The organism is Butyrivibrio sp., assembly GCF_015056685.1.
GTDB lineage: Bacteria > Bacillota > Clostridia > Lachnospirales > Lachnospiraceae > Butyrivibrio.
This window is the reverse complement of record NZ_SVFW01000008.1, coordinates 36,201-62,716: the sequence shown is the minus strand read 5'-3', so window position 1 is coordinate 62,716 and position 26,516 is coordinate 36,201. Positions and strand designations below refer to the sequence as shown.

At 38.2% G+C, this 26,516-nt stretch carries 24 protein-coding genes; 4 read left to right on the top strand and 20 right to left on the bottom strand.

Annotated features, from left to right (window positions below; all coding sequences use genetic code 11):
* Nucleotides 1-7: 7 nt before the first annotated feature.
* Nucleotides 8-616 (bottom strand): hypothetical protein, encoded by a 609-nt coding sequence (locus tag E7303_RS04460; RefSeq protein ID WP_292144030.1) that lies wholly within the window; start codon nt 614-616, stop codon nt 8-10.
* A gap of 259 nt (nt 617-875) precedes the next feature.
* Here E7303_RS04460 and E7303_RS04455 point away from each other — a divergent pair, with 259 nt between their 5' ends.
* From E7303_RS04455 to pseC, 3 genes are all read left to right on the top strand, one after another.
* Nucleotides 876-2,912 (top strand): CotH kinase family protein, encoded by a 2,037-nt coding sequence (locus E7303_RS04455; protein ID WP_292144029.1) that lies wholly within the window; start codon nt 876-878, stop codon nt 2,910-2,912.
* The gene (locus E7303_RS04450; protein WP_292144028.1) at nt 2,902-4,833 is read left to right on the top strand and encodes a DUF6020 family protein; all 1,932 of its coding nucleotides are present in this window, start codon (nt 2,902-2,904) and stop codon (nt 4,831-4,833) included. Before E7303_RS04455 ends, E7303_RS04450 begins: the two co-directional genes overlap by 11 nt.
* An 85-nt stretch (nt 4,834-4,918) precedes the next feature.
* Nucleotides 4,919-6,112: a UDP-4-amino-4,6-dideoxy-N-acetyl-beta-L-altrosamine transaminase gene (gene pseC / locus E7303_RS04445; RefSeq protein ID WP_292144027.1), complete on the top strand. Its 1,194-nt coding sequence runs from the start codon at nt 4,919-4,921 to the stop codon at nt 6,110-6,112.
* A gap of 217 nt (nt 6,113-6,329) precedes the next feature.
* On the opposite strand, the gene E7303_RS04440 is transcribed toward pseC, so the two are convergent.
* From E7303_RS04440 to E7303_RS04390, 11 genes are all read right to left on the bottom strand, one after another.
* Complete coding sequence (locus E7303_RS04440) at nt 6,330-6,623, bottom strand: CHC2 zinc finger domain-containing protein (RefSeq protein WP_292144055.1); 294 nt, start codon at nt 6,621-6,623, stop codon at nt 6,330-6,332.
* A 2-nt stretch (nt 6,624-6,625) separates the two neighbouring features.
* Nucleotides 6,626-7,915 (bottom strand): serine/arginine repetitive matrix protein 2, encoded by a 1,290-nt coding sequence (locus E7303_RS04435; RefSeq protein WP_292144026.1) that lies wholly within the window; start codon nt 7,913-7,915, stop codon nt 6,626-6,628.
* A gap of 374 nt (nt 7,916-8,289) precedes the next feature.
* On the bottom strand, nt 8,290-9,288 hold the full coding sequence (locus tag E7303_RS04430) for an acyltransferase family protein (protein ID WP_292144025.1): 999 nt from the start codon (nt 9,286-9,288) through the stop codon (nt 8,290-8,292).
* Nucleotides 9,289-9,290: 2 nt separating this feature from the next.
* A complete protein-coding gene (locus tag E7303_RS04425) occupies nt 9,291-9,503 on the bottom strand; it encodes a hypothetical protein (RefSeq protein ID WP_292144024.1) in 213 nt (70 codons plus the stop codon).
* Nucleotides 9,500-9,916 carry an SGNH/GDSL hydrolase family protein gene (locus E7303_RS04420; protein ID WP_292144023.1) on the bottom strand — a complete coding sequence of 139 codons (417 nt, stop codon included), beginning with the start codon at nt 9,914-9,916 and terminating at the stop codon, nt 9,500-9,502. The genes E7303_RS04425 and E7303_RS04420 overlap by 4 nt, the downstream gene beginning before the upstream one ends.
* 352 nt (nt 9,917-10,268) lie before the next feature.
* Nucleotides 10,269-10,892 (bottom strand): recombinase family protein, encoded by a 624-nt coding sequence (locus E7303_RS04415; RefSeq protein ID WP_292144022.1) that lies wholly within the window; start codon nt 10,890-10,892, stop codon nt 10,269-10,271.
* 112 nt (nt 10,893-11,004) lie between these two features.
* Nucleotides 11,005-12,504 (bottom strand): hypothetical protein, encoded by a 1,500-nt coding sequence (locus E7303_RS04410; protein WP_292144021.1) that lies wholly within the window; start codon nt 12,502-12,504, stop codon nt 11,005-11,007.
* A 15-nt stretch (nt 12,505-12,519) separates the two neighbouring features.
* Complete coding sequence (locus E7303_RS04405) at nt 12,520-14,526, bottom strand: hypothetical protein (RefSeq protein WP_292144020.1); 2,007 nt, start codon at nt 14,524-14,526, stop codon at nt 12,520-12,522.
* 57 nt (nt 14,527-14,583) lie between these two features.
* Complete coding sequence (locus E7303_RS04400; RefSeq protein ID WP_292144019.1) at nt 14,584-16,131, bottom strand: glucosyltransferase domain-containing protein; 1,548 nt, start codon at nt 16,129-16,131, stop codon at nt 14,584-14,586.
* 117 nt (nt 16,132-16,248) lie between these two features.
* Entirely contained in the window at nt 16,249-16,446 is a 198-nt protein-coding gene (locus E7303_RS04395; RefSeq protein WP_292144018.1) for a DUF6465 family protein, read from the bottom strand.
* Between the two features lie 54 nt (nt 16,447-16,500).
* Entirely contained in the window at nt 16,501-16,686 is a 186-nt protein-coding gene (locus E7303_RS04390; RefSeq protein ID WP_292144017.1) for a hypothetical protein, read from the bottom strand.
* Between the two features lie 103 nt (nt 16,687-16,789).
* On the opposite strand from E7303_RS04390, the gene E7303_RS04385 reads away from it, so the two are divergent.
* The gene (locus E7303_RS04385) at nt 16,790-18,031 is read left to right on the top strand and encodes a sensor histidine kinase (RefSeq protein WP_292144016.1); all 1,242 of its coding nucleotides are present in this window, start codon (nt 16,790-16,792) and stop codon (nt 18,029-18,031) included.
* Here the strand turns inward: E7303_RS04385 and E7303_RS04380 are convergent.
* The 8 genes from E7303_RS04380 to E7303_RS04345 all read right to left on the bottom strand — a co-directional run.
* Complete coding sequence (locus E7303_RS04380) at nt 18,015-19,541, bottom strand: hypothetical protein (protein WP_292144015.1); 1,527 nt, start codon at nt 19,539-19,541, stop codon at nt 18,015-18,017. The genes E7303_RS04385 and E7303_RS04380 overlap by 17 nt on opposite strands.
* A 2-nt stretch (nt 19,542-19,543) precedes the next feature.
* Nucleotides 19,544-20,284, bottom strand: coding sequence for a lysophospholipid acyltransferase family protein (locus E7303_RS04375; RefSeq protein WP_292144014.1), 741 nt, complete (start codon nt 20,282-20,284; stop codon nt 19,544-19,546).
* The gene (locus E7303_RS04370; RefSeq protein WP_292144013.1) at nt 20,277-21,320 is read right to left on the bottom strand and encodes a 5'-3' exonuclease; all 1,044 of its coding nucleotides are present in this window, start codon (nt 21,318-21,320) and stop codon (nt 20,277-20,279) included. The genes E7303_RS04375 and E7303_RS04370 overlap by 8 nt, the downstream gene beginning before the upstream one ends.
* Nucleotides 21,321-21,400: 80 nt before the next feature.
* Nucleotides 21,401-23,683, bottom strand: coding sequence for a 6-pyruvoyl-tetrahydropterin synthase-related protein (locus tag E7303_RS04365; protein WP_292144012.1), 2,283 nt, complete (start codon nt 23,681-23,683; stop codon nt 21,401-21,403).
* Complete coding sequence (locus tag E7303_RS04360) at nt 23,680-24,318, bottom strand: AAA family ATPase (RefSeq protein ID WP_292144011.1); 639 nt, start codon at nt 24,316-24,318, stop codon at nt 23,680-23,682. Before E7303_RS04360 ends, E7303_RS04365 begins: the two co-directional genes overlap by 4 nt.
* Before the next feature lie 2 nt (nt 24,319-24,320).
* Complete coding sequence (locus tag E7303_RS04355) at nt 24,321-25,034, bottom strand: ABC transporter ATP-binding protein (protein ID WP_022772744.1); 714 nt, start codon at nt 25,032-25,034, stop codon at nt 24,321-24,323.
* 28 nt (nt 25,035-25,062) lie between these two features.
* Entirely contained in the window at nt 25,063-25,818 is a 756-nt protein-coding gene (locus tag E7303_RS04350) for an ABC transporter ATP-binding protein (protein WP_292144010.1), read from the bottom strand.
* Nucleotides 25,818-26,516, bottom strand: a 699-nt coding sequence (locus tag E7303_RS04345) for a branched-chain amino acid ABC transporter permease (RefSeq protein ID WP_292144009.1), incomplete at its 5' end; no start/stop codon positions are given. The genes E7303_RS04350 and E7303_RS04345, both read right to left, overlap by 1 nt.

The following is a 26,516-nucleotide window of genomic DNA, read 5'->3' as shown; positions in this document are numbered from 1 at the left end:
TGTCATGTTAGTTCTCCTTACGCTTGTTTTTTGAAAAAACAAAAATAAGCATCATCACAACAAGACTTGTAATAAAAACCCATATTATGAAAGAGAATGGAATGATTTTCTGGATAACTTCAAAACAAAGCATCTTATTCGAAAGATCACTCTCATCTCCGGCATGGCTTACACCATATGTACTCATGGCTCCAAGGTATGCTTTTATTGTCTTATCTGCACAGCTTAGGGCATCTAGCTCAACGTAATATACCACATCATCTTCAAATGTAATATCTTCCGGAATTATATCTATATAATCCTCAAGAGAGCTGTCTGAGATCTCTGTGACAAGTATTTCACTTTCATATAGTGCTTTCCCTGTCTCCTGATTTCCAATCTTAACTGAAACAACACCTTCAGATACATTGTATGGATTACTGAGATATAGCCTTATCCCTACAATTTTGTTTGCTTGGAATTGCTGATGATATGGAACAGAGTCAAGCCAAACAGAAGATAGTCTTGTATTTGGCTTATGAGTAATAACGTCATAATGCTGAGTCGTCATATCTTTAAAAACAAAGGCTGTAAAAATAAAATAGAGTATAACAACAGATACAACTGCTCTATCCAACCATATATATTTTTTATTTTTTCTTCGCTTTTTTATATCTATTCATTAATAAAACCTCGATATTATACTATACCAAATATATGCCAATGTTTCCACAATCACACACATATTGCTCAATAACTAAACAAATAGTAAAATATCCACAGTTTAAAATATATTTTTGGTCTTATAAAACATTAACACTATGACAAAAAACACTAAACGAACAATTCAAATCATCATACTTATATTCCTGCTCTGCGCAGGAATATACTTATTCTTGGGCAAAAATGTCGGTTCATCTTACAATGATCTGGTTACAGATGACGAAACAATTAATGACATTGTCTCTTCAAGAACTTTTTGTGATACTCTTTTTAGCTCTATTATGTTCGATGACCAAGAGCTCATATATGCCACAAATGGCGATTACTATTTCTATTCTCTGATTCAGGGCAGCTCTCATTCATACAATCCTGAAGTAAATGTCATTTCAGATAGCCCAGATCTAAAAATAGCATTTAATAACAGTATCAATTCTGATGACATAGCAAAAAATAATGCTATTTCTTTTGTTGTTTATAATGATTCTTACTATTATAGCTCTGCACTTAAATGCACAACTCTTCCTGTTATTTCTATCAATACTGATTCTGATATTTCTGAGTCAAAAGAAGAATCAACAACTATGAAGTTTCATATATATGATAACAGTATCGGCGCCTCTGAAAAAGTTATTACTTCCGATGGTACTATTCATGTAAGAGGGGCTTCATCACTTATCTATCAAAAAAAGTCATACAGGCTTTCTCTTTCTTACACTCAGAAAAATGGCAACGTAAAAAACAACAAGGTATCTCTTTTAGGTTTAAGGAAAGATGAAGACTGGATACTATACTGCATCTATGATGACCCGGAAAAAGTGCGAAATATTTTTTCTACAAATTTATGGAAAAATTCTGTAGCAACTGACAATTACAACAACCTCGACACTGGAACAGAATATAAGTATGTAGAGCTGTTTTTAAATGGTGAATACAGTGGCTTGTACGCACTTGGCTATCCTATGCAGGCAACACAAATTGGAATAACCAAAGATAATACAAATGCTGTTATGTACAGACGTCTCATGGGATATGAGAATACTCTTCTCCTGGAATCTGATGGTGCACCTTCTTCTTTCAGAATTCAAAGCAAGCACGATAACGACAGTTTTTCACTCTTGCGTGAATATCTGATTCAAACCGACATGTTCCATGATAAGCCTGATGAGCTAAAAGATCTCATCGATATTGATAACGCTATTGATTTCTTTTTATATATAAATCTGATCCAGGGTTGGGATAACATATATAAAAACCAGAACCTGGCGATCTTTAATGGAAACAATTCCCTTAAAGGACTATATATTCCGTGGGACATGGATCTTACATGGGGTTCAACGACCCACTGGGAAAAAGACCCCATCACGCCTGCTACAAATTTTGAATTTGATTATGAAGCCTTTTACGAGTTATTGCAGCTAGAGCCTGAAACAACAATTTCACAGATACAAAAAAAGTATAAAAAGCTGCGTCAAACCACCTGGTCCGATGCTACTGTTCTGACCATGCTTGACTCATACGAAAAAGATATCTTTTCATCAGGTGCTTATCTGCGTGAAAAAGAATGCTGGCCTGAAGGCAGCTACATAAGTGGTTCTCAGTTGAATCTGGATGAATTTAAGAATTATGTACTCGACAGACTATCTGCAATGGATGATTATGTTGATAATCTCACTGTGGATCCTGATTATGAGTATGAAAAGCTGACTTTTGGCAGCGATATTATTTATGATTGCGTATCTCAACTATTTTCTGATCCTAATGAGCTGGTTCTTCTTGAGATAAATAATCCTGATCTTTGGGATGAGGAGTATTATTATGAGCTTCTATCCAAATGGGGAATCCCATCTGATTATGTATCAGAAAAAGTTTCTTTAAAAAGCCAGTTAATTGATCAATATAATGAATTTAATGGTGAATCTATTGCTGAAGACGCATTAGGCCTCGGAGAGTCCACTGACCTTATAATTATGCTTGATAATGATGAGTTCTCATTCTGCAACGATTTCTTCGCCGGAGGGACCTATGAAACCGAAATAGGAAATCTGATCTACTATCAGGCAGATGATGGTTCTTGTGGAGTATACTTAGATGATAAAGAGATAATTACTGAAAATGCGTTCGACAGGGATTTTGATCTCAGAGTAATACACATTGATGCAGACTCCCATGAAGTGACAAGAATTGAGGAACACAAAGTATATGAAGAATAACTATTCAAAGTTAAAATGCATGATCGCCGGGCTATTTTCTGCAAGTGCGTTTTTTATCAGTCTTGATACGCCATCGCCCTATGAATCGCATATTGTATCTCCTTTGATCAATATCATTTTTGAGCTGTTTGAGCAGCTAAATAGTACATTTGCAGGTAATGCTTTTCTGATAATGATAATAGGTCTTGCACTGGCATACGCATACTACAAAGTATTGAATAGCACAGACATAAAGGGCGGCAAGCTGCTGGCGCTATTTTTCTCTGTTATGTACACAGGTGGTAAAGCTTTTAGATACAATGATTCTTTGTCTAGCCTTTGGACTCCGAAATTTAATGTAATCAAGACCCTCATCCTTATAATTGGTTTTTATTATCTGTACCTGGCCATAACCAAATTTACATTATGGGTACTTGATAACCCATGGAAAGTTCAATCATTGCTCGGTTCCGGTACTCTTAGTAATTATAAAATTAAGAGAAAACTGTACTCTCATTACCATAGGCATCCATTTATTTTTATGTGGATACTTATTGTGATAGCCTGGCTTCCTCATCTTATCTGCCGCTACCCTGGTGCGCTCAGCGATGATAACTGGGCACAGCTGAATCAGTATTTCGGTCAAACTCAATTGGCAACCAACCAGCCTATAATCCACACCATGACCGTCGGTATTTTTGTTGAGTTTGGGGTAAAGGTTCTCGGTAGTGCTAATGTCGGGCTGTTTATTTACTGTATTCTCCAGGCCATCGCTATGGCAGCTGTTCTTTCATATACGCTTTTATTTATGAAAAAATGGAATACTCCAAAATGGTTCAGACTACTTGCGATCTTCCTATACACAGTAACGCCTTATTTTACAGGAAATGCAGCATGGGCTATTAAAGACTATCCGCATATGGTTGGATATGTTTTGTGGGGACTTACATTTATAGATGTTATAGTCAGAAAAAAAGACTCTTTCTCATTCAAGGAGGATAAACAACTTATAATTCTGTGGATAATTGGTGCTTTTCTCATGACATCCTATAGAAAAAATGGACTGCATATCTACCTTGGAACCCTTGTTATCTGGATGGTAATTTCCATCGTTAAGTACATCAGACATAAAACAGAGATAAAGATATCTTTAGCCCTTATTTTGATGCTGATCATGCCCGTGCTTTTGTCATCCGGCCTTGAAAAAGGAATAATCAAAGCCTTCAACGTTGTGGAGATAAAACAGCAAGATATGTTTTCTCTTCCCTTCCAGCAAACGGCCAGATACTACCACTATTACAGGGACGAATTTACTCAGGAAGAATATGAAGCTATTGGGGATGTTTTAGATTATGAATGGCTCTATACAGACTACCATCCTGACTGTTCAGATTCTGTAAAAGCCGAATATCATGCCGAAAACACGCAGCAATTGCTTAGATATTTCAAAGTATGGTTTTTGATGTTCTTCAAACACCCTCTTTGCTATATCGAAGCCACATGGAACCAAAGCTATTATGTGTTCATGCCGGATTTCGACAATGTAGTATATAACCAGGATGTAAATGCCGGAATCGGTGTTGCTACAGATGAGCTGAAAGATTACTTAAATCTTCATATACCTGAACCTATCGACGGACTTGCAATTACAATCTGCAGCCTGTACAGAATGCTTAATCAGATGCCGATAATCTCAACCTTAAGCAATCTGTGCGCCTACGTATTTTTGATGTTTGCTATTTCTCTTTTCTTAAAAAGAAATGGTCTTAAGGAATATAGACTAGCCCTCGTTCCTTTGTGGCTTTCATTTATATTTATATTCCTTGCTCCTATGATTGTTGATCAGCCCAGATATTCTTGGGCAATATTCTATTTGATGCCCACTATTGTGGCTATGTATATGCATCTAATAGAGAAAAATCCGATAAAGAAGGGTATTTGATAAGCTTTTTACATTCAAAGCTAAAAGATGTATCATGTTTGATAACAATAAATGTCAGAAATGAATCAGAAAGAAGGATTTAATCTTGGAAAAACTTGCTATAGATGGCGGAACGCCAATTAGAAAAGAAAAGATATATTATGGTCGTCAATGGGTTGACGAAAAAGATGTTGAAGCTGTTTCAAAAGTACTCACAGGTGATTACCTTACTTGTGGCCCCACTGTTACAGCTCTTGAGCAAAAAATCTGCGAAGTAACCGGTGCAAAATACGCTGTATCTGTTTGTAACGGAACTGCAGCTCTTCACTGTGCGTGTATTGCAGCAGGTCTTGGAGAAGGTGATGAGGTTATTACAACTCCTCTTACCTTTGCTGCATCAGCAAATTGCGCAGTATATGTAGGTGCTACACCTGTTTTTGCTGACGTTAATCCTGAGACTTACAACATTGATCCTGATAGCATTGAGGCTCATATCACTGAAAAAACAAAGGCTGTTGTAGCCGTTGATTTCACAGGTCAGGCTGTTGAGCATGATAGGATCAGAGAAATCTGTGACAAACATGGTCTCACTCTTATTATTGATGCAGCTCATGCTATTGGCACAAAATACAAAGGAAGACCTGAAGGCTCTATTGGAGACATTACATGTTTCAGTTTCCACCCTGTAAAAACAGTTACAGCAGGTGAAGGCGGAGCAATCACAACTAATGATCCAGAGCTCTACAGAAAACTCCACCTTGCTTCACAGCACGGAATCGTTAGAAATCCTGCCGAAATGGTAGAAGAGCCGGAAGGTCCTTGGGTATACGAGATGCAGGAACTTGGATTCAACTATAGAATGACTGATTTTCAGGCAGCTCTTCTTATAAGCCAACTTAATAAGCTCGACAAGTTCTCTGCACGCAGAAAAGAGATTGTAAATAAATATAACGAGGCATTTAAGGATATCCCGGAGTTGTTTATTCAGAAAGAGATTCCCGAATCCGATACCACAAGACATCTGTACATTATCCAGCTTAAGCTCGATAAACTTAACTGCACCAGAAGACAGTTCTTTGATGCACTTGCAGCAGAGAATGTTCAGCCTCAGGTGCACTATGTTCCTGTATACTACTTCCCATTCTATAAGAAGAGAGGCTACAAAAAAGGTCTTTGCCCTGTAGCTGAGGATATATACAGAGGAATTATGAGTATTCCGCTTTATCCAATGATGACAGATGAAGACGTTAATGATGTTATCAAAGCTGTAATAAAAGTTGTTAACGCATATAAAAAATAAAAAAGCCCTGTCAGAAATATCTCCTGTGAGTAAAATATCAAGCATATACTCAGCATGATCTAATTCTTTCAGAGCTTCACAAAAATAAGGATGCCATTCACTATTTTCATCCTTAGGTGCATATTCAGTTTTCCATTTTTTCAAAAGATGCAAGTAGTCGGACAAAACACGAAAGACATATTTTTCTGACTCCTCAAATTTGAGGATCAGGGACTTTTCATGAGTGACCTTTTTTCACAGGTGCATGGTAGCTTTCATCATATATAAGATTGAAGTCATCACATATTTTTATTGCTGCGTCCTTAAGCCCCAGTCCAAAATACTTTGAAACAAAATCTACTGCCTCTCCCTTTTCACCACATCCAAAGCAGTAATATCTGGTATCAACTTTCATGCTTGGATGTTTATCGCTATGGAATGGGCAACAGCACATCCCATAGCGGTTCACCCTGATACCATAATACTCAAAGACCTGTCTTGCTGTAATATTTTCGCTTACAGTATTGAACACACTCAACGGCTTATCTCACCTCTGTTCTTTTTCGGGAGATAAATTGTATTGGCATCCCTTTCCTTTATCTCAGCTTTATACTTCTCCAGAAGTGCAAGAGTGCTCGGTCTTGTCTCTTCCATGATTTCCTCAATAAACTTATCCTTCATCTCAGACAATTTGAATGCCTTTCTGACTCTGTTTATGATCCTATCACGAAGCTTACCAAGATTTTTCTGCAAGACTTCCATCTGATGAAACGCATAATCTCTGAGAGATTTATCTGCTGTTCTCTCTGGAACCATAAGCCATTTCTTATGATGTTCAATCTCTGCAAGATCTTCCTCTCTAACCTTGTCAGTGGTTTCATCAACAAGTGTGTCACAGGCTTTATCATAAGCAACCTCAGATACTTCTTTGAGAAGACCTTCAACATCTTCGATCTTTAGCTCCAGATTTTTATTTTCCTGAGTGAGTCTTTCGTTTTCAGCCTGTAGCTTCTCTCCTATCTCCTGCCATGTGTCAATGGTGTCGTAAAGATCCTTGATGTCAGCGTTCAACTTTTCTATGATGTACTCCTGCTTTTCAAGATATTTCTTGCCACCATAGATAGGTTCTTCCTCAACCTCAAGTCCAAACTTTTTGCAGCTCTCCAAAAATAATTTTCTGCATTCTGCATCAAAGCTCATCTTCCTATTGTTGTACTTGCCGGATTTCTTTTCAGGATTAGGAAGTTCAAAACCCATTTCCTTAAGTGCATCTTCCTGCTTGGGCTGACGTTCTCCATATTTGTTTACAACATCAAAGACATGTCTTTCATGAATGTGAGGAGTACCTTCATCAAGGTGAAGAGCCCAGTCAAGGATATGCATATGCTTGCCATATCTTTCCTGAAGCTGATTTAAAAAATCAAAAGTCACTTTTGCAAGGACATCATAATCAACATGCTTATCAATATTTCCAATCTTATAAATTGTTTCCTCAGGGCAAGTCTTTGTACTCTCCCTAAGATCATCCGTTGTCCTGTTCCTCTCCTTATATCTGGCGGCAGTGTTTCTTGCATTCTGCCCTTCAACATAATCTTTGTAGACAAGATCATAAAAACCTTTCTCCACCTCGGTAAAGGAAGGAGTCTCATCAGTCCTTTCATCTTGACGAACTACCTGTCTCGTGATGCAGTCCCAATAGAGATTGTTCTTGGTAAATTCCTTTTTAATCTCCTCAGCCTTATCAAAATCAAACCCTCTGTCATTGTGCTTTGGGTTGTAAGCTCCATGTGATCCTGATCTGCCATTATGGCGTGATACTCGCATAAAAATAATTCTCCTTTGCTCTAAAAAATTTTGTTAACTGTTTCAGTTTTTTCAAAAAACTTGTCCGCGGAAGTGCCGTTTTAAAGCCATAAAACTGGCGTGGTAACAAAAAATACCCAGGTAGGTGTGTCGCAAGCAACTCACCTACCTGGGCGGGATTTCACCCTCGACCCGACAAAGGAGCTCCGCTCCCTTGACCCACGGTTGCGAAAATGTGTGCACTCATTTTCACAGGCAGAGAGAATGCTTCTCTCTGCACTCTTGCTCCAGAGCAAAGAAAAAGAGATTATCTCTCCATGGGATAATCTCCTTTTCTTCGTTCTGATGTTTTTGCAAAATTCCTCTTAGGAGTTTTGACATTTTCTATAAACTGCTTACTTTATTATTCTTCTTTCTATCTTGTTTATTATGCAATAATAAATAAAATACGATACAGCTATACAACTTGTGTACAATACTAATCCATGTAATGACTCACTCCATATTCCCAGCTTATACCACAGTGCACTTTCAACAGCTAATACTAAAGGATGAACTAAGTATAATGTAAAACTGCCTTTACTTAACCAATTTATAATTTTAGAAATAGCAATATTCGATGTCATGTTTTCACATAACACAGAGACAGCAACTAATATAACAAACACAATCTCGTAACTATACCATGACAAAGATGAAATTATCATCCCGATCAGTAGTATCAAAAGATATAGATACTGCTTTGATTCCTTTATCGCTATAAATAGGACAGCGCCAAATAAAAAACAATATAATTCAGTCAATGGATTCATAGAAGAAAAATATTCTATGTGCGCCTCATCAGGATAACTGCTAAGCATTTGCTGAATTGCATTAATCATCCAGTTTCTGCTAAACAATAACATAAACAAAACTGCTATACCAACATAAGTATTTTTAATAACCTTGTATAACCACGGAGCTAATAAATAGAATCCAATAAAGGAACTCATTGTCCAAAGCGCACTATGATTATTCCACATGTTCCAATTATTAGAAGGAATGAAGCAATGTATAAAAAACACATATCGAAAGAAACCTATACCACATTGACCCTTAAAAACTTCACTTAATGTACCTTCATGTATTGCTTTAACAATATCTTCCAAATAAATCAATATAAGGCAAAAGTAGTATGTCGGCAAAATTCTTATCAATCTTGACTTATAGTATTGTAAAACCGTTTTATTCTGAACACTCGAAAAAGCCAAATATCCACTTAAAACAAAAAATAATTGCACTCCTTTTGCTCCAACCCCAAAGTCTTTTCCGATATGTTGCCCAATATGCACTGACAAAACCATAAAAGCAGCTAGTATTCTAACTATATCTAAATTTATATTTCTTTTTGTCATCACTATTGAACTCCCTTCAACACAAGAATTATCCGATCTGCTATGGCTTGCATCCCTTTATCTCCTGGGTGATTTGCTACCCCATTGTGTTCTACAATATGTTCTTCTCCACTTTCGTCATAAACTATAGTATTTAGTCCACAATAATATTCTTCATTATCAGTAATGCCATCCAGTGAAACGTACTCTACATCATTTTCTTCTACAGCATTCATCTTAAGTTCATTTCTATCTCCATTACTCCAAAATCACCAATAACAAGAATTCGAGCATTAGGTGCTTTTTCTCTTACATAACTAATCAATGAGACATAGTCTTCTTGATATGTTGTCAAATCACTTGCATTTTCAGCCAACTGAATAGTTACTAGATCTAATTCAGTGCTTAAATAATGATCTAAGTATTCTAAAGTCTCATCCCTGTCGTGGCTTTGTGTTTCCCATACACTAAAGTTATATGGAACTCCCTTGACGGATTTATTATTCTCTTTCAGATAATCTAAACCCAAATGGTAATAATCATGTTCTGCATCGCATACAGCCATGCCTACTTCATTCCACCAAAAACTTGTAATACTATGAATTGTTATGCTGTTGCCAATTGCCAAATATTTATAACCCTCATCCAACCATTCGACATCTTCCTATGAAAGCGGCTTCACTTCTTCTGACAATTATGATATAGATGCTCGCATTTCCTGTAATTGCTGGCTTTGTGACTTTTCATGTTTTATAAATCGATATCCACAATAACAGCCACATAAAAGAATCAGCACTGCTAAAATTGAAATAATGGCAGTTTTTGTTTTTTTCATATTCCCTTCATCTAAAAGGTGTACCTTTTGAGACAGTAAAAACACTGCATATTAACTTTTACAAAAGGTCTTAAAATGTGCATGAATACAGTATGTTGTGATATAATAACAAGCAGTGTGCATTAAATAGCAAAAAATCCAAAAAGGTACACCTTCTTGGATTTTTTCAGTTATCTAAATATGTGGAATTCTTGTACACTTTAGCTTTGTAGTAGAATGTGGATCTTGGCATATTGCACTCTCTAGCCGCTTCTGCAACAGAAATTTTCCCTGACTTCCATTTCTGATATACATCATGGAAGTTCTCCGGTAACTGTTTTGGCGGTCTACCAAACTTATATCCCCTTGCTTTTGCAGCTGCAATACCTTCTGCCTGCCTCTGATGAATTGTTCTATACTCGCTCTCTGCAACATATGAAAGCAAGGCAAGAATCAGATCACTGATGAAAGTCCCTAGCAAATTCTTTTCTCTTCTTGTATCAAGGATTGGCATATCAATAACAACTACATCAGCACCTTTTTCCTTTGTGATAACTCTCCATTGATCACTTAGATCCCTGTAACTACGACCAAGCCTGTCAATAGATTTGATATAGAGAACTGAATTATTATCAAGCTTTCTGATCATTTTCTTGTACTGGGGTCTTTCAAAGTTCTTTCCTGAAAGTTTATCAAGGAAAATATTCTTTTCAGGAACTCCCATCTCCTTCAAGGCAATGATTTGCCTGTCCTCATTCTGTTCTCTTGTTGATGTTCTGGCATAACCAAAGATTTTTTGTTTTTCTTCCATTCTGCAAATCCCTCCTTTTTTGCATTAAAAAAGGCAACCAAGATATTCTCTCGATTGCCTAAAAACAGTACTTATTAAATTGTTATGTGCGATTGATATGCTTTTTCATTATTTAATTCAATTTGATTTTCTCGATAAGATAACTTTCAAATTCACATTCTTTTGACGAAGAGTAATACTCTTCTATGAAGTCGTAATCATCGTCCAGTATCTCAAAAAATCCATCTACATGGCACACAAGTGTTGTGAGAACAACATACACACAGTCAGCATCCGGACACATCTCTGTTACTGTATTTATGAATGTAGCATAGTCAACACTGTAATCATACTCAGGTTTTCTGATAACAAATGAAGCTTTGTCTTTGGTAAACGGATCATAGATTGTATGTTTTGAATCTATCTGAGCAACTACAGGAGTATCATAGCCTGCGGAAGTAATGAATATTACTGCATCCTCAGGAAGCTGGTTTATAGCTTCTGCTGCCTCTTTTCCACTAGACAGATACATATCAGGATCCAGATCCTCCATAAGAAGATAAGCATCTGAGTAATTCCATGCTCCCAGCGTGATTGCTACAACAAGTATCAGCACTACCGGTTTTCCTGAACCAATATACTCATAAAATCGCCCCTGAGCCAAATAAGTAGTAATAATTATGAAATACACCATATATAACCATGTAAGTACACGGTGATTTCCTGTTCCATAAACAAAAGCGTATATATACAGCTGCCATAGTATTCCAACAACAGCAATAACAATTGGTGATCTACTATAGCTATCATAAATGAATAATATAGCAACACAAACTAGCGCCATCAACACGGCTACAAGAACATACCCTCCATAAAGCATTTGAAGGCCAAAATTAAGCTCTTTTAATAAATACTGTATCGCTGTCAAAAAAGCAATTCCTGAAGCTGAATTTGTCTGTGTAAGTCTAAATTCCCACAAAAGAAAAATAGCACTAAAGAGCGTTATAAACATTCCTGCTGCCGGTTTGATCAGCCAACTCACATCTTTTTTTTCTCGTTTGAATTCAAGAATCGTTTCTATAAACCAGCACACTCCGCATGCCACAACGAAACCGCCCATAATGACAATGGTCTGTAATAGAAGTGCCAATAATATGCCAAACAGGATTGGACGTTCATTCTTTTTATTATAAATGGCTGTGATAGAGATCAGTAAAAGTGCTGCTAAGCTGTAGCTTCTTGATGGAGCTACATAAAAGCCGACAAAGGTTGGAGATAATGCCATTACTGCCTTTATCCACAAAGGCAGATCAATCCTAAAGATCAAAATATAAAGCGCTGCTGTAACAAATAAAAGCGCAATATACTTCATTATCTCAATTGAAATTCCAAGTTTTGCAAAAGGCATCAATACTAAAAACCATAATATGGGATGTCCCTCGTAGCTTGTTATTGTAAAAATGGAATCAGCGGTAAGTTTACAATCTTTGGCAATAAGCCATGCTTGTGTCTCATCGCGCCAATACTCATGATTGAGCACAAGATACAGATTAAAGCAAAACAACACCCCAAACAAAATGTAGTTCAATATCTTCTTATCTTTTTTTGAAAACATATCATTAGCAATACTCATATCTATAAATTTCCTTTATCTCTTTCTTCCTTGGAAATACATTTGCTTTACAACTGCTTCGCCACTGCCTTCTTTATAAACAATAAAACGATACTTTCCCGGAGAGTTAAATTCTTTTCCCAGAACTGCATCACCATGCCCCAATTCCTCTGATTCGAGATATTCTCCGTTATAATAAATATCAACACGTACTTGTGTATCTTCAGCACAAAAATAGTTGATTTCCCAATCAAATGGCATATTGGCTTCAATATCGGGGCTTGTAAGAATATTGCCTTCTCCATAAGTATGAAGAAATCCATCTGAATCTATAAAGCCGTCTGACTCATATCCATGTGTCGTTGGCAAATCCACACTTCTCACACCATCTGCTATGTAAGTTATTCCATCGATAATATTTTTATCTGAGATCATTATCTCATATTCATCTATTCTGCCAAGAGATTCATAATTCTCCTGAATGTATTCAGGCATCTCATCCCTTACTCTGGCTATAATAGCATTTTTCTGCCCGGCTACAGAATTATCCTCCCAAGATGAGAATTCATCCCACCCGCCAACGTCACCGTTGGGATAATACGATTTATACTTTCCATCTTCATCAATCAATAATAATCCTGCTCTTATCTGCTCCTCATTATAAATATATGCAATTTCAATGTCATGTTCCTTAAGTACCTCGATTATTTTCCCTTCTCTTTCAAAATCCACCTGGTATTGAGATCTCTCCCCTTTAAGCCAGGCTCTAATATCCGTTGGAATACTAAAACAACTGTCAACAAGGAATAACATAGCTATTGCTAAATACATGTAATTACGATATTTATCTTTTGATTCCGAAAGCCATTTTTCAACATGTATCGCGGCACATATCATAAGAGCCGCTGTACCAATAAGTTGGTATCTATCTCTTGATGGGATAATTATTAAAATAATAAAATTACAAACAAATACTGAAATCAATAGAGACTCTGCTAAATCTCGCATGTTAAGATTAGTTATATCTTTTTCTCTCCCATACTCTTTGAGACCAAAAGCTTTGGGTATAAAAAACAAGCCACAAAGAATAATAGCTATAAGTCCCCACCTAAGTGCCACTGAAAGCCCTTCAATTGAAGCTGCTTGAACAGGATGTATTGGAAAAGCTCTAAAATTACTAAAGAAATCAGATATTGTATGCCCAATAGCATCCATAAAAGTCGTGTCATTGTTGACAGAAAAGCCATCTGACTTAATAGGAATATTAGCTGCTTTACATAGAACCATCCCTATTACACTAAAACCAACAGCCGACGCCATATGGATGATGTTATATCTAAACCTTGGTTTTTCATCATTTAAAAAGCTTTTAATAAATAAGCACAACAATACTGGGAATATTCCGCAAACAAATACATACACACCTGAGGAGAAGGCTGTCAAAAATGTTTCAAAATAAAGAAGGATGAACAATAAAATATTATCTTTTGAACGCCATTTGTTCTCAGGAATAGTCAGGGCTGTGATCAGCATAAGTGGTACAAGAGCTTTTATTGAATACTGAGAGCCACGGATAAACATCATGTTTGGATAAGCAAGTGTGCCAAAATCATAGGTTGTGAATAACAGACAGAACGTAATAAACTTTGTTGTTGCCTTAGCTCTGGCATTATCTAAAAGCTTGTTAACTACAAATATCCAGACTGCGATATTGACCATATCGCTTAAACCATATGCGTAATAAACATTACCAGTTATCTTGTAAAAAAGAACAGCTAATAGCATTGGACAATCAAATTCACCTGTTGTGGTATAAACCCAATCAGGTAAAAGAATCCGGTTATGATCTCCCATTTGTTTTGCATGATACAAAAGCTGTGCATAATCCTGATCAAGAGCCTTCGTTACATTAAAAAGGTTGCAATACGCAAGTATCCCCAGTTCAAATACTACTGCAATAAAAAGCATTAGCTCTGCATAAAACTCCAGTTTATTACTTTTGTATTTATCTTGTAATTTCCCAAATATAATACTTGGATTCATAACGCGTTTCCTTCCCACATCTTATATACTAATTCTGATAATACCTGGCAGACCATATCAATATATGCACAAATGTAACTCATTGTCTCTAAATACCACCTGGTCCTCTGAGTACATTCCCCAGTTCTGCGCCGCAAAATACTCTGCCAACTCGGGATCCTGTTCACCTTCAACATAGTTTCTGTCAAGGTATAGGTTAATTGATGTAAGCCTGCTCCATCCACAAGACTGGGCTCTGGCCATCATCTCTGAATCTCCATAACCTGCATCCCACCACATCCTGTCAGCATCTGAGTAAAAACATATTGTATCAACCTCGTTGCCGGTTTCATCCTCATATTGTCTTATCTGTTCTCTGATAATCTGAGCATAATATCTGTCAGCTTCATTACACTGATATCTCTCAACAAATACCTTTTCAAAGCTGATAAATTCTACGATCAGGAGTGTAGCAATTACAAACATTGCAATTGCTTTTGAAAAACAATAAAGTACTTCGCTAATTCCTGATATCTTTGTAATTTTAAACGACATATTCTCATTTCCAAATGCTCTTTTTTGCGTAAGGTAAAAGAAATAAACCAGTACAATTCCAAACAGCATTCCGTAGGAGTGAGTCGTTCTAGGAGATGGAATTGCTGAGTCTGAGATAGCAAAAATTATCAGACTGACTATTATTGTCCCCGCCATCAGATATAAGAATGAAAGCAGAACTACCATTTTTCTCTTTTGTGCCATCAACACAGACAGGATTGTTATTGCGCATATTCCCAAAGTCCAAAGGGCAAAATATCCTTTTCCCATATGGAAGAACTTATTAAAGGTGATTTCTTTTGCCAGGCTTACCATGACACTAATTGCATGTGCCGGGCTAAAGCTGCCCTCTGATCTGTCTATCACAAGAATGTATTTTGCAGTGATAAACGCCGTTCCCATGGGAATAGCATACATAAAGCCCACATAGAGATTTTTCTTTATAAAATCCACGAAATTCCCACTATTAAAAAGAATAAGCGGAAGACACAATATTACATAGACCTGTACACTTGTCTGATAGATAAATACCGCGTTTAAGAGGAGTATAACAATACCGATAGTTCCTTTTACCCAGCCTTTAATCACCGTGTTATGACTCCACATGTATTCTGTAATGTACATAGCAATGACATTAAGAAAAATTGTGAGTATGAATAAGCCCTTTTCCTCGAACAGGAAATATTCGATGATCAGTGGATTAGCCAATATCAAAAATGACAGGATCGCTGACAGTTTTTCGGACGCAAGGTACTTGTTATAAACTCCGGCCAGAACAGTTACTGACAAGATCATGAACAGCATTGCGCAAAACCATGATAGATGATACAAAATTCCGGCAGACAGGTTCATATTTTCAAGTATATAGAAAATCACACCTTTCACTGGCCTTGCATTCTCATAAAAACTAAATACCCATGAGCCTTTATCCATATAGCTGGCATACGCATCTGTTGAATATTCAATGGAATAATCAAAGCCAAAATATAACAAACTTAATATAGATGAATAAATGAGATATGTCTTATTGTTAAGAACAAGCTGCTGTATTTTTTCTATAAATCTTTTCAAGGTAATTTCTCCTGTTATGTTTAATTCACAGCTTTATTTTACACAAAATAAGTGAGAAGTATAGACTCCTCACTTACTTCAACTACCATTTTTGTTTTTTAATTATGAGCCCCAATATTAAAGTTCAAAGTTTCCGTTTACGTCGCCGTTTACTACGTAATAAGCTCTTCCCTCTTCAGGCTTAACATAGATATCAAGAGACTTAATGTCCTTCTTACCATATGCCTTCTTAGCAGCAGAAACGAGCTGATCCTCTGTTACTGCCTTGTCGCCAAACTGAAGTTCAATCTTTGTGTTTACTTTACTAGCTGCCATTTTTTCTTTTCCTCCCCTTATTTAAGAAAGTGAATTGTATCACAGATTAGTATACTACCAATTATTTCTGCATGCAATTGCGAGAACTACGCCAAGAATGATTATTATTATCGAAAAAATCTTCATCCACTTATATGTCTCGGGTTCCTCTTCGTTGTCCTTATTCAGTTCTGCTATTGTGAAAAAGACCACCCCCGCTATAAAAACAATAGCTGCAAAAACAGCAAATAACTTATTCATCACGCTTCCCCCGAACAATTTCTTCTTAAAATTCTGCTCCTAATATTATACAATAATACTAGGTGTTTATCATCTTTTACCTGATGGGAGGGGCAGCGACATCATGTTCATTATTCCACGTATAAAACCTAGGTATAGTCTAAAAGAAGTGATCGAATTCGAATCTGATCCTATTCAGAGAAAAGAGAAAACCAGAACAACAATTATACTGCTTGCCGGTTTTATCATATATAGTATCATTGCCTCCATCCCTGCATATTTGTCCAAATACAAGCACGGACTTGTTACCAATATCAGCATTGCGGTACTTTTCCTTGTTCTTGGTATCGTTCTTTATAAAACTCAGCAGCATATCATAATAACCATCGTTGGTTCGTATATGCTCTCAATTATTCTTTTTATACATCTTATCATGGAAACTGACTGGACCATCGGAATGGATGCTTTCTGGCTCTTTATCCTTATTATGCCCTTCATCACGGACTACCTGGCCGGTGTGTTCTTTGGAACCATCAGTTCTCTTAGCGGATATTTCCTGAGTATTCTTCTGTTCAAGACTTCTCTCATTGGCTATCTTCAGCCCTATGGAAAAAACATGATTGACTGGTTTCCAATCATATACATCGTAGTTATGGCTGCTGCCGCAGTCATGGAGTATGAGCTCACCATGTTCCAGATGCACAAAAAATCTTCTGACAAAGAGATTGCCTACTATCAGAACGCCCGCAGCAGAAGGCTTCAGGAGCAACTCTCAATATATGAAAGTAATGAAACAACTATAAGAAAATACAAACACGATATAAGACACCACCACAGAGTCCTTATGGGACTTATAAATGATGGCAAGATAGAAGATGCTATAGCCTATCTTAAGGACTTTGATTCAAAGCTTGATGACGTCACAGTAGTATCTTATTGTGACAATCAGATTGTCAATGAGTTCCTGACTATTTACGGCGCAAGATGCCAGAAGCTTGGCTTTAAGCTCCGCGCCAAGGCCAATGTCCCGGCAAGGATTCCTGTAGAGTCTACTGACCTTACAAGTCTCGTCGCCAATGTCCTGGAAAATGCCATAGAAGCTCAGGAGAGAATTCCTGATCCGTCCAAAAGAAATATTCAATTTGAGCTCACCTATGACGGCCGAAAGTTAAAGCTCTTATGTAAAAATCCAAGCATTGTAAATGCACGTTTTGACGAGGATGGACTGCCTATAAGCACAAGAGCAGTTCCAAGTGGAATTGGAACTGCTCAGATAAGGTCTGTAGCTGAAAAATATTGTGGAGTTGCCAGTTTCATTCAGGAAAATGGCAGCTTCGTTGTTCGCGCAGTTATGACTTGTATGTAGCCTTAAGTCGGTTATGTAATCCTATAACGGCAACTATAACGTATACAGGGCCATATAAGAAAAGATATCTTTGCTGCGACTCAAAAATAAGAACAAACATTGTTATTCCCACAAGACAAAGAGCAAGTGATACATTCGTTTTATCTTTTAACTTAAAGAAAAGCATAAATGGAATCATTCCAAGCCATATGATCTGCATAAGATTCAAATAAACCGGATGTCCTTTATGAGTTGGAAGGGTGAAAAATCTTGCCCAAATATTCCATGGTGCATCTTCTAAAAGCGGATCATCAACAAACTCATCTCCTGCAAGTCCATATCCATAAGAGCCATCATTATAGTCGATAATAAGCTTTTTACTATATAGCTTAACTACTCCCCAAGGACCAAGACTCTTAAGTCTTATCTTTATCTGTTTCTTTTCCTTAGAAATTCTCTCATCGTAAGACTGTATGTAATGTGAGAAAGTGTCATCATCGAAATTAAAGGTTCCGTCGTATTCCTCGTTCAGTCCCATCATAAAATAGTGATAAGGTGTAAGTTCCTGCTCTCTGTCGCACTTGCTGTCAGTATAGAGTTCAAACATTGTGGTACTGAATCTAAAATCTTCACATTTAATAAAAAGTGGAACAAGGAAAATCACGTTAAGTGCAAAAATCGCCAGATCAAGCAGCATCTGAGCTCTTTTCTTTTCACTAAAAGATGAAACAAATAACGCACAAAGCTCTGCTATGTAAGCCACAAACGCTGTTGTCTTTATCTGATATCCCAAAAGAGCTACAGTAAGGAGCACAAGCCATTTTACAATCTTTTTACCTGTAGTATCATCAGGCATTATCATGAAAAGCCACAACACCAGAATAGGAAAAATAAGGCCAAAGCAATCTGTATAAGCTACGATTACCCACGGACTCATAGTTACGAAGATACTGCACAGCAGATATCCGAAGGTAGCTGTCTTTTTATCCTCAGTGATCCTATAGATAATGTCTCTTACAATAAGACCTGTGAGCCAAAAAAGTATGCACTGAATAACTACCACAATTCCGTAAAGAACTGTCCTATTTGTGATACCAATTGCTATTGATACCCTGAAAATGCTTGAAAGAATAACAAATATAAGCCTGTTATTGGGATTTTCAGAATAATACCCCAGTTCTGTATCGTTTCCAAAAGCATAATTCAACGTATCACTAACTACTGTTCCTGCATCCCATCCTGTCCTATACAGTGAGCATATAGCCATTATCACTGTAAAGATAAGAATTATTAGCGGTAGAGTAAATCTATTTTTAAAAGAAAAATTGCTTTTATATATAGCTCTGCCTGCTACAAGCATCAGGATGATTCCCACAGCGAACAGGATCACATTTGGAGCCACAAAATGTCTTTTGTGAAACTCTGAATAATCTACAAAATTTGCAATCAAAAGCAACCCTATCACATACACGATTGTTATTGTATAGATCACTCCGATTATCTTATTTAATACTCTTTCTGCCGAAGACATATTTATTTTTCCTCCAATGTCCTGTCACTAAAATGCCAGTTGATGGTGTCGACTATTCTCTGTCTGACCATAGCAGCAATTTCATTTGTTCTCATATTTTTATACTCATCATAATGGATCGGTTTCAGGTAGTAAACAAAAGTCTTGGTTGGACCAATGTGCTCATCTGAATTGTAGACCTTATAAGAGTCCACAAGTGCAACAGGAACAATAGGCACTTTTGCCATCTGTGCCACTTTAAAGCTGCCTGCCTTAAATTCCTCAACGATGTTTCGATTATTCTCTTTATATCCACCTTCCGGGAAAAGAATAAACTTCCTGCCTTTTTTTAACTCCTCTGCCATCTCTTTGAAAACTGTAAGAGTTTGTCTGGGATCGTTTAGGATAAGTCTTTTTCCTTTAACAAGTCCCAAGAACTCAGCTACAAGAATAAGGTGAGATCTCTTTTCATCCATCACGAAAGAACATGGCTTTTTGTGGCTGGTAAAGATTCCCAGTACATCGTATTTCCCCTGATGATTGGGATAGAGCATGTATCCGCCATCCTCAGGTAGATTCTCCTGTCCAAAGCTTAGAGTCTCATATCCTGATGACCTGTTCATCTTAGTTATCATCTCATTGGCAAGGGCATATCTCTCTTCATCTGTATGTCCATCTACATTAAGAAGCCAAATGCGGGCTTTCGCGACATAATATATTATTCTGTGAATATTTATCAGTATTGTGTGGTAAAAATTACGCATTGAGTTTTTCCATAAGGGATTTAAAGCCATATTTTTCGAACTGTTCCTTGGCTTTATCCACGTTGATGTTTATCTTAAAATCGTCTAACTGCTTCTGGAAGTCATAATCTCTTCTGATCATAGCAAGGTCTTTTGATAAAAATGCAAGATCTCTGTACTCAATAAGAGCCTTCATAGGGCTTCTTGATATTCCAAGGCTCTCTTTCCAAAACGCCCCAAGCTCTTTTTGCTTTTTGGCATCGCCCTCGCAGGAATCTATCGCTTCATAAATGCCCTCAACTGTGCCATATTCTGCAAGAAGCGGCATAGCAGCACTGCTAACGCCCTTAACTCCTGGGATATTATCACTGCTATCGCCCTGTATTCCCTTAAGGTCAGGTATCTGACAAGGCTTCACGCCGTATTCTGAAAGACACAGTGGTGGTGTAACTTCAAAAGCCTTATCCGGAATCTTCACCATCTTACTGTTCCAGCCATACTCCGCGCTGTATTTAGCCTGCAGTTCATCAGCTGTCTCCTGCTTGGTCTGAATGAGCCATACTCTTGTATAGTCACTTACAAGCTGAAGATAATCGTGATCCTTAGTGATGATGTAGGATGGAATCTCTTTTTCAAACTTCGAAACAACGCTGCCAACAATGTCATCAGCCTCGTACTTCATGTCGTACATGACCTGGAATCCCATATCCTCAAGGAGCTTTTCCATATTTTCAAACTGCTCTTTTAATGGTTCAGGAGTCTCGCCGCGGTTACCCTTATAATCAGCGTATTTTTCCCTTCTGAAGGTATCCCTTGTCATATCAAAGGCAAACATCATATGGGTAGGCTTCTGCTCATCAATGATCTTCAGGATTGTACGCATCATGCCGTACATTGCATTGGTGTACTGTCCTGCATCATTGTGCATTATCTGAGAAAAGAGCTTTTCTTTTTTCTCAGGGTCTTTTTCAAACAGGAGAGCCTTCGGGAGGTTACCGTAGTAATTGGTAACCAGCATCGAGCTTCCATCTATCAGGATGAACTTATTCTGTGACATCTATATCATTCCTTATTTTTTGATTTGTACTAATTTTGTTTTTACGTGAATTAAATCTTACATACCTATATCCGGATTTTTTACTTTGAAGTCTCATATTTGAAAAGTTTATATCCCCAGAATATGAATGCTGCAAGGGATGCAAGTTCAGCAAGTCTCCAGTGCCATGGCTCTGTGAACTTGATTGTGATAGTTCCACTAAATCCGGCAGGAATGTCAACTGCAAGCTTATAGCTGTCTGCCCTGTAGGTATTAAGCTTTTGGCCATTGCCCTTGGCTGTATAGTATCTGTATCCCCACAAAGGCGCTTCAACTGTAACTGTTTCACCTGTTGGGTTATCTACCTGGGCTGTGATCTTAAGACCATTTCTTGAAATAAGAGATGCTGTTGCCTGAGTATTCTCATCCCTTATCACCATATCTGTCTCTCTGGAAGGAAGCGTATCATCTCTGCCTGGGAGAATAAACTCTGCATCAGATGTCTCAATAAGAAGAGTCTTGTCAAACATGGTGATCTCATTAGCTTCAAGTGAAGTTTCCTTATAAAGCTCGCCGCCATGATAAATGCAGGTCATAAGGATTATTGCACCTGTGATCAGCGCTACGCTCTTTCCGGCTTCCTCTTTTGTGATCTCTTTTAAACTTGCTGCAAGAATAAAGATTGTTATTGCAGCCACTATATCAAGGATATGCCATGGATACTGAATCTCCGCAAAGTGCTCGAAAACGCCTGGAAGTCTATCCTTAAAGATAAAGTATACCTTGTTGTTAAGACACATATAGAAAAGGAGTGCATTAAACAGCACGACTCTGATATATACAGATGTCTTTTCCTTAAACTTTCCTGAAAGAGCTATGGCGATTCCAAGGGCCATTATTGCTATAAATCCGTATCCGATTCCTGCCCAGCCGCCTGAGTCTTTGGACTTATCTGCAACTTCTGTAAATATGGTCACCATCTCATGGCCACGCTCCCAAAGGATGTCAGAGTAGTCATTTCCTCTCATATCCTCAAAGTAATCAAGAAGAGGAACAACGAAAAATGCGCTTGAAAGGAAAGTAAGGCCGCATGCCTTGAAAAGGTCCAAAAGAACCGGTTTCTTAATAGTCTTTTCTATCATAAGAAGGCAGAAAAGAGGAATTGTAAATGCAAGGATATAAGGCGTAATTACATGATTTGCAACTACAAGAGCAATTCCAAATGCAAGTGTGATGTAGCCGTATTTCTTTTCCCTTGTGTAAATATCATAAAGTCCCAAAACGACCAATGGAAGGAAGGTGTAAGCACCATATTCTCCAACTGTTGCGCCTGTGTAAACTGCCTGGAGTCTGAATCCGTTGAGGGTAAAGAATCCTGCGCACAAGAGGGCAATGTAGTCGTTTTTTGAAACGCGTCTGCTGGTGTGATATGAAATCCAAGCTGTCAGCACGTTCATAAGGAAAATGTAGAACTTATATGCAAACTGAACGCTGAATCCAAGGAGCACCAATATAGCTGAAGGATATAGGAAAACATCGCCGTAGCCAACGCCAACCGCGTATCCATAGTCATTATCCCAACCGCTTTGGATCTTAACCGGGAACTGACCGCTCTTAAGTCCCTCAGCAAGGAATGCGATTCTTCTGAGATGGTAGAAAATGTCATCTCCGAAGTATATCTTTCTGTAGAAAAGCATAAAGCTTGAAAAGAAGATGATAAATATCATTCCTGCAATAACATATGCTTTTTTATTAAGGTACTCTGCTGTTTCTTTCTTTTTGAACAGATACAGGAAGAGAACTAAATCTATGAGAAGCAAAACGAAGAAGAACTTCGCAGTCTCGTGAAGTACAGTCATTCCTGCCATGTAAGTAATGGTCACACTGTTTACAAGGACGTAAAGGTCGTCGCCTGTAGCATCCGTCTCAGGTCCCATTCTCACTGTGAAGTTTGTACCATAATGAACCCAGGAAAGATTGCTTGTAGAAGTATCTCCCGATGGAATTGCTGTATGATCGCTGCTCACAAGGTTTGCAGACTGCGCAGCTGTTGGGTCCCCGGAAGCCAGAAGCGTGCTGTAATTGGTATGCCAAGTGCCTCCGTTACTTGAACAGTCTATTGTTACTGAATAGATTCCCTTTTTCAAAAAGACATCCGGTGTATATACTACACTCCCCGGCTTACTGGAATGATCAGCATAAAATCCGGGCTCAGTTACTGTTGTTCCCGTAGCCTCATCATAATATGACAGGATCAGATCATCACTTATAAAAGAGATTTCTTCATGCCTGTAGAATCTTAGGGCATTAACCACAAGAAGTACTAGCTCGAGAGCTAGTACTCCAATAATTAAATATTTTTTGTTTTCAAAAAACTTTTTCATTCAAAAATATCCTCGCCAAAACGTACTTTCAGTTGGGCCTTGATGGCTCTAACAGTTCCTTCAAATCCAAGTTTGCTACTGTCAAGACACAGGTCGTAGTTCATGGCGTCGGTCCAGTTCTGCCCTGTGTGGTGATGGTAGTACTCGGCGCGGTATTTATCCTCTGTTGCTATGTATTTCTCCAGCTCTTTTCCTGTTAGTGGCTGAACCTTGCCCGCCTGCTCCATCAGGAAATCATGTGGTGCATGGACAAAAACACTTAGCACATTTTCGTAATCTTTTAAAACGAAATTAGCCGCACGTCCAATTATAACACAGCTTGTATTTTCTGCCAGTTTCTTTATGGATGCAGCCTGAAGATTAAAGAGATTGTCCTCTGATGTATATTCCTTGCTATCAGGCCCTATAACCTCTCCCTTATACACATTCACAGGAGTGCGAAGAAAGCCTCTTTTTCTGCGCTTTTCATCAACCTCCAGAAAAAGGCCTTCACTGATGCCACTTTCCTCTGACGCGATCTTACTAAGTTCCTTGTCATAGTAGTGAATGCCCAGTTCATTTGCCAGCATTTCTCCAACTGTACGTCCGCCACTGCCGTACTGACGGGCTATTGTAATGACGATGTTTTTTTTCATATTTATTCCCCCAGGTATGCAGATTTTATAGATTCATCATTAAGAAGTTCGTGAGCATCCCCCTCTTTCACGATGCTTCCGGTCTCGAGGACGTAGGCTCTGTTAGCGATGGAGAGTGCCTTTTTAGCATTCTGCTCAACTAGGAGCACTGTCACTCCATCCTTATTAACATCTTCAATGATGCTAAAGATCTCGTTTACAAATATAGGTGAAAGTCCCATGGATGGCTCATCCATAAGGATAATGTCAGGGTGTGACATAAGAGCTCGTCCCATGGCAAGCATCTGCTGCTCACCGCCTGAAAGAGTTCCTGCAAACTGGCTTTTTCTCTCTTCAAGTCTTGGGAATCGCTTGTAGATCATCTCAAGAGTGCTCTCAAATTCTGCCTTATCATTTCTGGTATAAGCTCCCATCTTGAGGTTCTGAAGAACAGTCATCTCTGCAAAAACTCTTCTTCCCTCAGGAACCTGAGCCATTCCAAGACTGACGATCTTATGATTTGGAATCTTTGTCAGCTCTTTTCCCTGATATAAGATGCTGCCGCTATCGGCCTTTATAAGGCCTGATAAAGTGTGAAGGGTTGTTGTCTTACCGGCTCCGTTGGCACCAATAAGGGCAACGATCTCGCCCTTATCTACATGGAAAGAAATTCCCTTAAGAGCCTGGATCACACCGTAATATACACTTAAATTGTTTACTTCAAGTAAATTTGCCATATAATAATTGCTCCTTCGTCAGGTTCTCTCAGCCTAAGTATGCCTTTATAACTTCCGGATCAGCCAAAACCTCTTTTGTTTCGCCCTGGCACAGAACACGACCAAAGTTGAGCACTGTAAGCTTTTCGCATATTCCTGAAACAAGCTTCATGTCGTGCTCTATGAGAAGGATAGTCATATCAAACTCTCTTCTCACGAGGGCTATTGTCTCCATCAGTTCTTTTGTCTCATTAGGATTCATGCCTGCTGCCGGCTCGTCAAGTAAAAGGAGCTTAGGATTTGTCGCCATAGCTCTGGCAATCTCAAGTTTTCTCTGCTTACCGTAAGGAAGATTGGACGCCAGGATGTCTTTTTCCCCATCAAGGTCAAATACCTTTAAAAGGCGAAGGGCCTCCTCTTCCATCTCTTTTTCTTTTGTCTTGTAGCTTCCAATGTGGAAAATGCTCTCAAGCAGGCTATATTTAATGCGTTCAGAAAGGCCAACCTTAACATTGTCTATAACTGAAAGCTGCTTGAAAAGTCTGATGTTCTGGAAGGTTCTTGCAATTCCTGCGTGATTGATCTCGATCGTGTTTTTCCTTGTAATGTCCTGTCCATCAAGCTTTATGATTCCTTCATCTGGCTTATAAACGCCTGTAAGAAGGTTGAAAACTGTTGTTTTTCCGGCACCGTTTGGTCCGATAAGGCCGTACAGCTCGCCTTTCTCAATCTTCAGATTAAAATCTCCAACTGCGCGAAGACCACCAAAAGAGATGCTCAAATTGTTTACTTCAAGTAGTGCCATTATGCCATCTCCTTTCCGTTCTTCTTAAGGAGGTTGCCAAAAGTTCTTTTCCTCCACTCAATTACCTTAGGTGACCAGTTGACGATCATCATCACGATGAGAACGATTGAGTAAATCAGCATTCTGTAGGTATTGAGACCGCGAAGAAGCTCTGGAAGAAGGTAAAGTATGCATGCTGCGATCACGCTTCCTCTGATATTTCCGATGCCGCCCAAAACCACGTAAACAAGGATCATGATCGATGCGTTGTATCCAAAGTACTGTGATGAAGCTGTAAGAGTTGTGATGTTATGTGAGAAAAGAACTCCTGCAGCGCCTGCAATTGCAGCTGAAATCGTAAAGGCCATCATCTTGTATCTGGTGACATTGATTCCTGAAGCCTCTGCAGCGATGTAGTTATCTCTGACTGCCATGATAGCTCTGCCGTCTCTTGAATTGATGAGGTTGAGTACCACAAAAAGTGAGATAAGAAGGACTGCGATTCCTATGGCAAAATTGGAATCATGTGGTGTTCCTGTGATTCCCATAGCGCCGTTTATAATAACCTGTCCATCCTCTTCCATGTTGAGTTCCATAGCGTTTTTCATAGAGAAGTGAAGTCCATGGCTGTCTACTCCAACGTAAAAAGCATTGATGACGTTTTTTATGATCTCACCAAAGGCAAGAGTGACGATTGCAAGGTAGTCGCCCTTAAGTCT

What these genes read in the sequence shown, in the direction of transcription:
- E7303_RS04375 (WP_292144014.1), bottom strand. Translation starts at nt 20,284, where the DNA reads ATGCGTAATTTTTACCACACAATACTGATAAATATTCACAGAATAATA.
- E7303_RS04390 (WP_292144017.1), bottom strand. Translation starts at nt 16,686, where the DNA reads ATGAATAAGTTATTTGCTGTTTTTGCAGCTATTGTTTTTATAGCGGGG.
- E7303_RS04435 (WP_292144026.1), bottom strand. Translation starts at nt 7,915, where the DNA reads ATGCGAGTATCACGCCATAATGGCAGATCAGGATCACATGGAGCTTAC.
- E7303_RS04450 (WP_292144028.1), top strand. Translation starts at nt 2,902, where the DNA reads ATGAAGAATAACTATTCAAAGTTAAAATGCATGATCGCCGGGCTATTT.
- E7303_RS04350 (WP_292144010.1), bottom strand. Translation starts at nt 25,818, where the DNA reads ATGGCACTACTTGAAGTAAACAATTTGAGCATCTCTTTTGGTGGTCTT.
- E7303_RS04365 (WP_292144012.1), bottom strand. Translation starts at nt 23,683, where the DNA reads ATGAAAAAGTTTTTTGAAAACAAAAAATATTTAATTATTGGAGTACTA.
- E7303_RS04430 (WP_292144025.1), bottom strand. Translation starts at nt 9,288, where the DNA reads ATGACAAAAAGAAATATAAATTTAGATATAGTTAGAATACTAGCTGCT.
- E7303_RS04425 (WP_292144024.1), bottom strand. Translation starts at nt 9,503, where the DNA reads ATGAATGCTGTAGAAGAAAATGATGTAGAGTACGTTTCACTGGATGGC.
- E7303_RS04395 (WP_292144018.1), bottom strand. Translation starts at nt 16,446, where the DNA reads ATGGCAGCTAGTAAAGTAAACACAAAGATTGAACTTCAGTTTGGCGAC.
- E7303_RS04370 (WP_292144013.1), bottom strand. Translation starts at nt 21,320, where the DNA reads ATGTCACAGAATAAGTTCATCCTGATAGATGGAAGCTCGATGCTGGTT.
- E7303_RS04415 (WP_292144022.1), bottom strand. Translation starts at nt 10,892, where the DNA reads ATGGAAGAAAAACAAAAAATCTTTGGTTATGCCAGAACATCAACAAGA.
- E7303_RS04385 (WP_292144016.1), top strand. Translation starts at nt 16,790, where the DNA reads ATGTTCATTATTCCACGTATAAAACCTAGGTATAGTCTAAAAGAAGTG.
- E7303_RS04380 (WP_292144015.1), bottom strand. Translation starts at nt 19,541, where the DNA reads ATGTCTTCGGCAGAAAGAGTATTAAATAAGATAATCGGAGTGATCTAT.
- E7303_RS04405 (WP_292144020.1), bottom strand. Translation starts at nt 14,526, where the DNA reads ATGAATCCAAGTATTATATTTGGGAAATTACAAGATAAATACAAAAGT.
- E7303_RS04360 (WP_292144011.1), bottom strand. Translation starts at nt 24,318, where the DNA reads ATGAAAAAAAACATCGTCATTACAATAGCCCGTCAGTACGGCAGTGGC.
- E7303_RS04355 (WP_022772744.1), bottom strand. Translation starts at nt 25,034, where the DNA reads ATGGCAAATTTACTTGAAGTAAACAATTTAAGTGTATATTACGGTGTG.
- E7303_RS04410 (WP_292144021.1), bottom strand. Translation starts at nt 12,504, where the DNA reads ATGAGTATTGCTAATGATATGTTTTCAAAAAAAGATAAGAAGATATTG.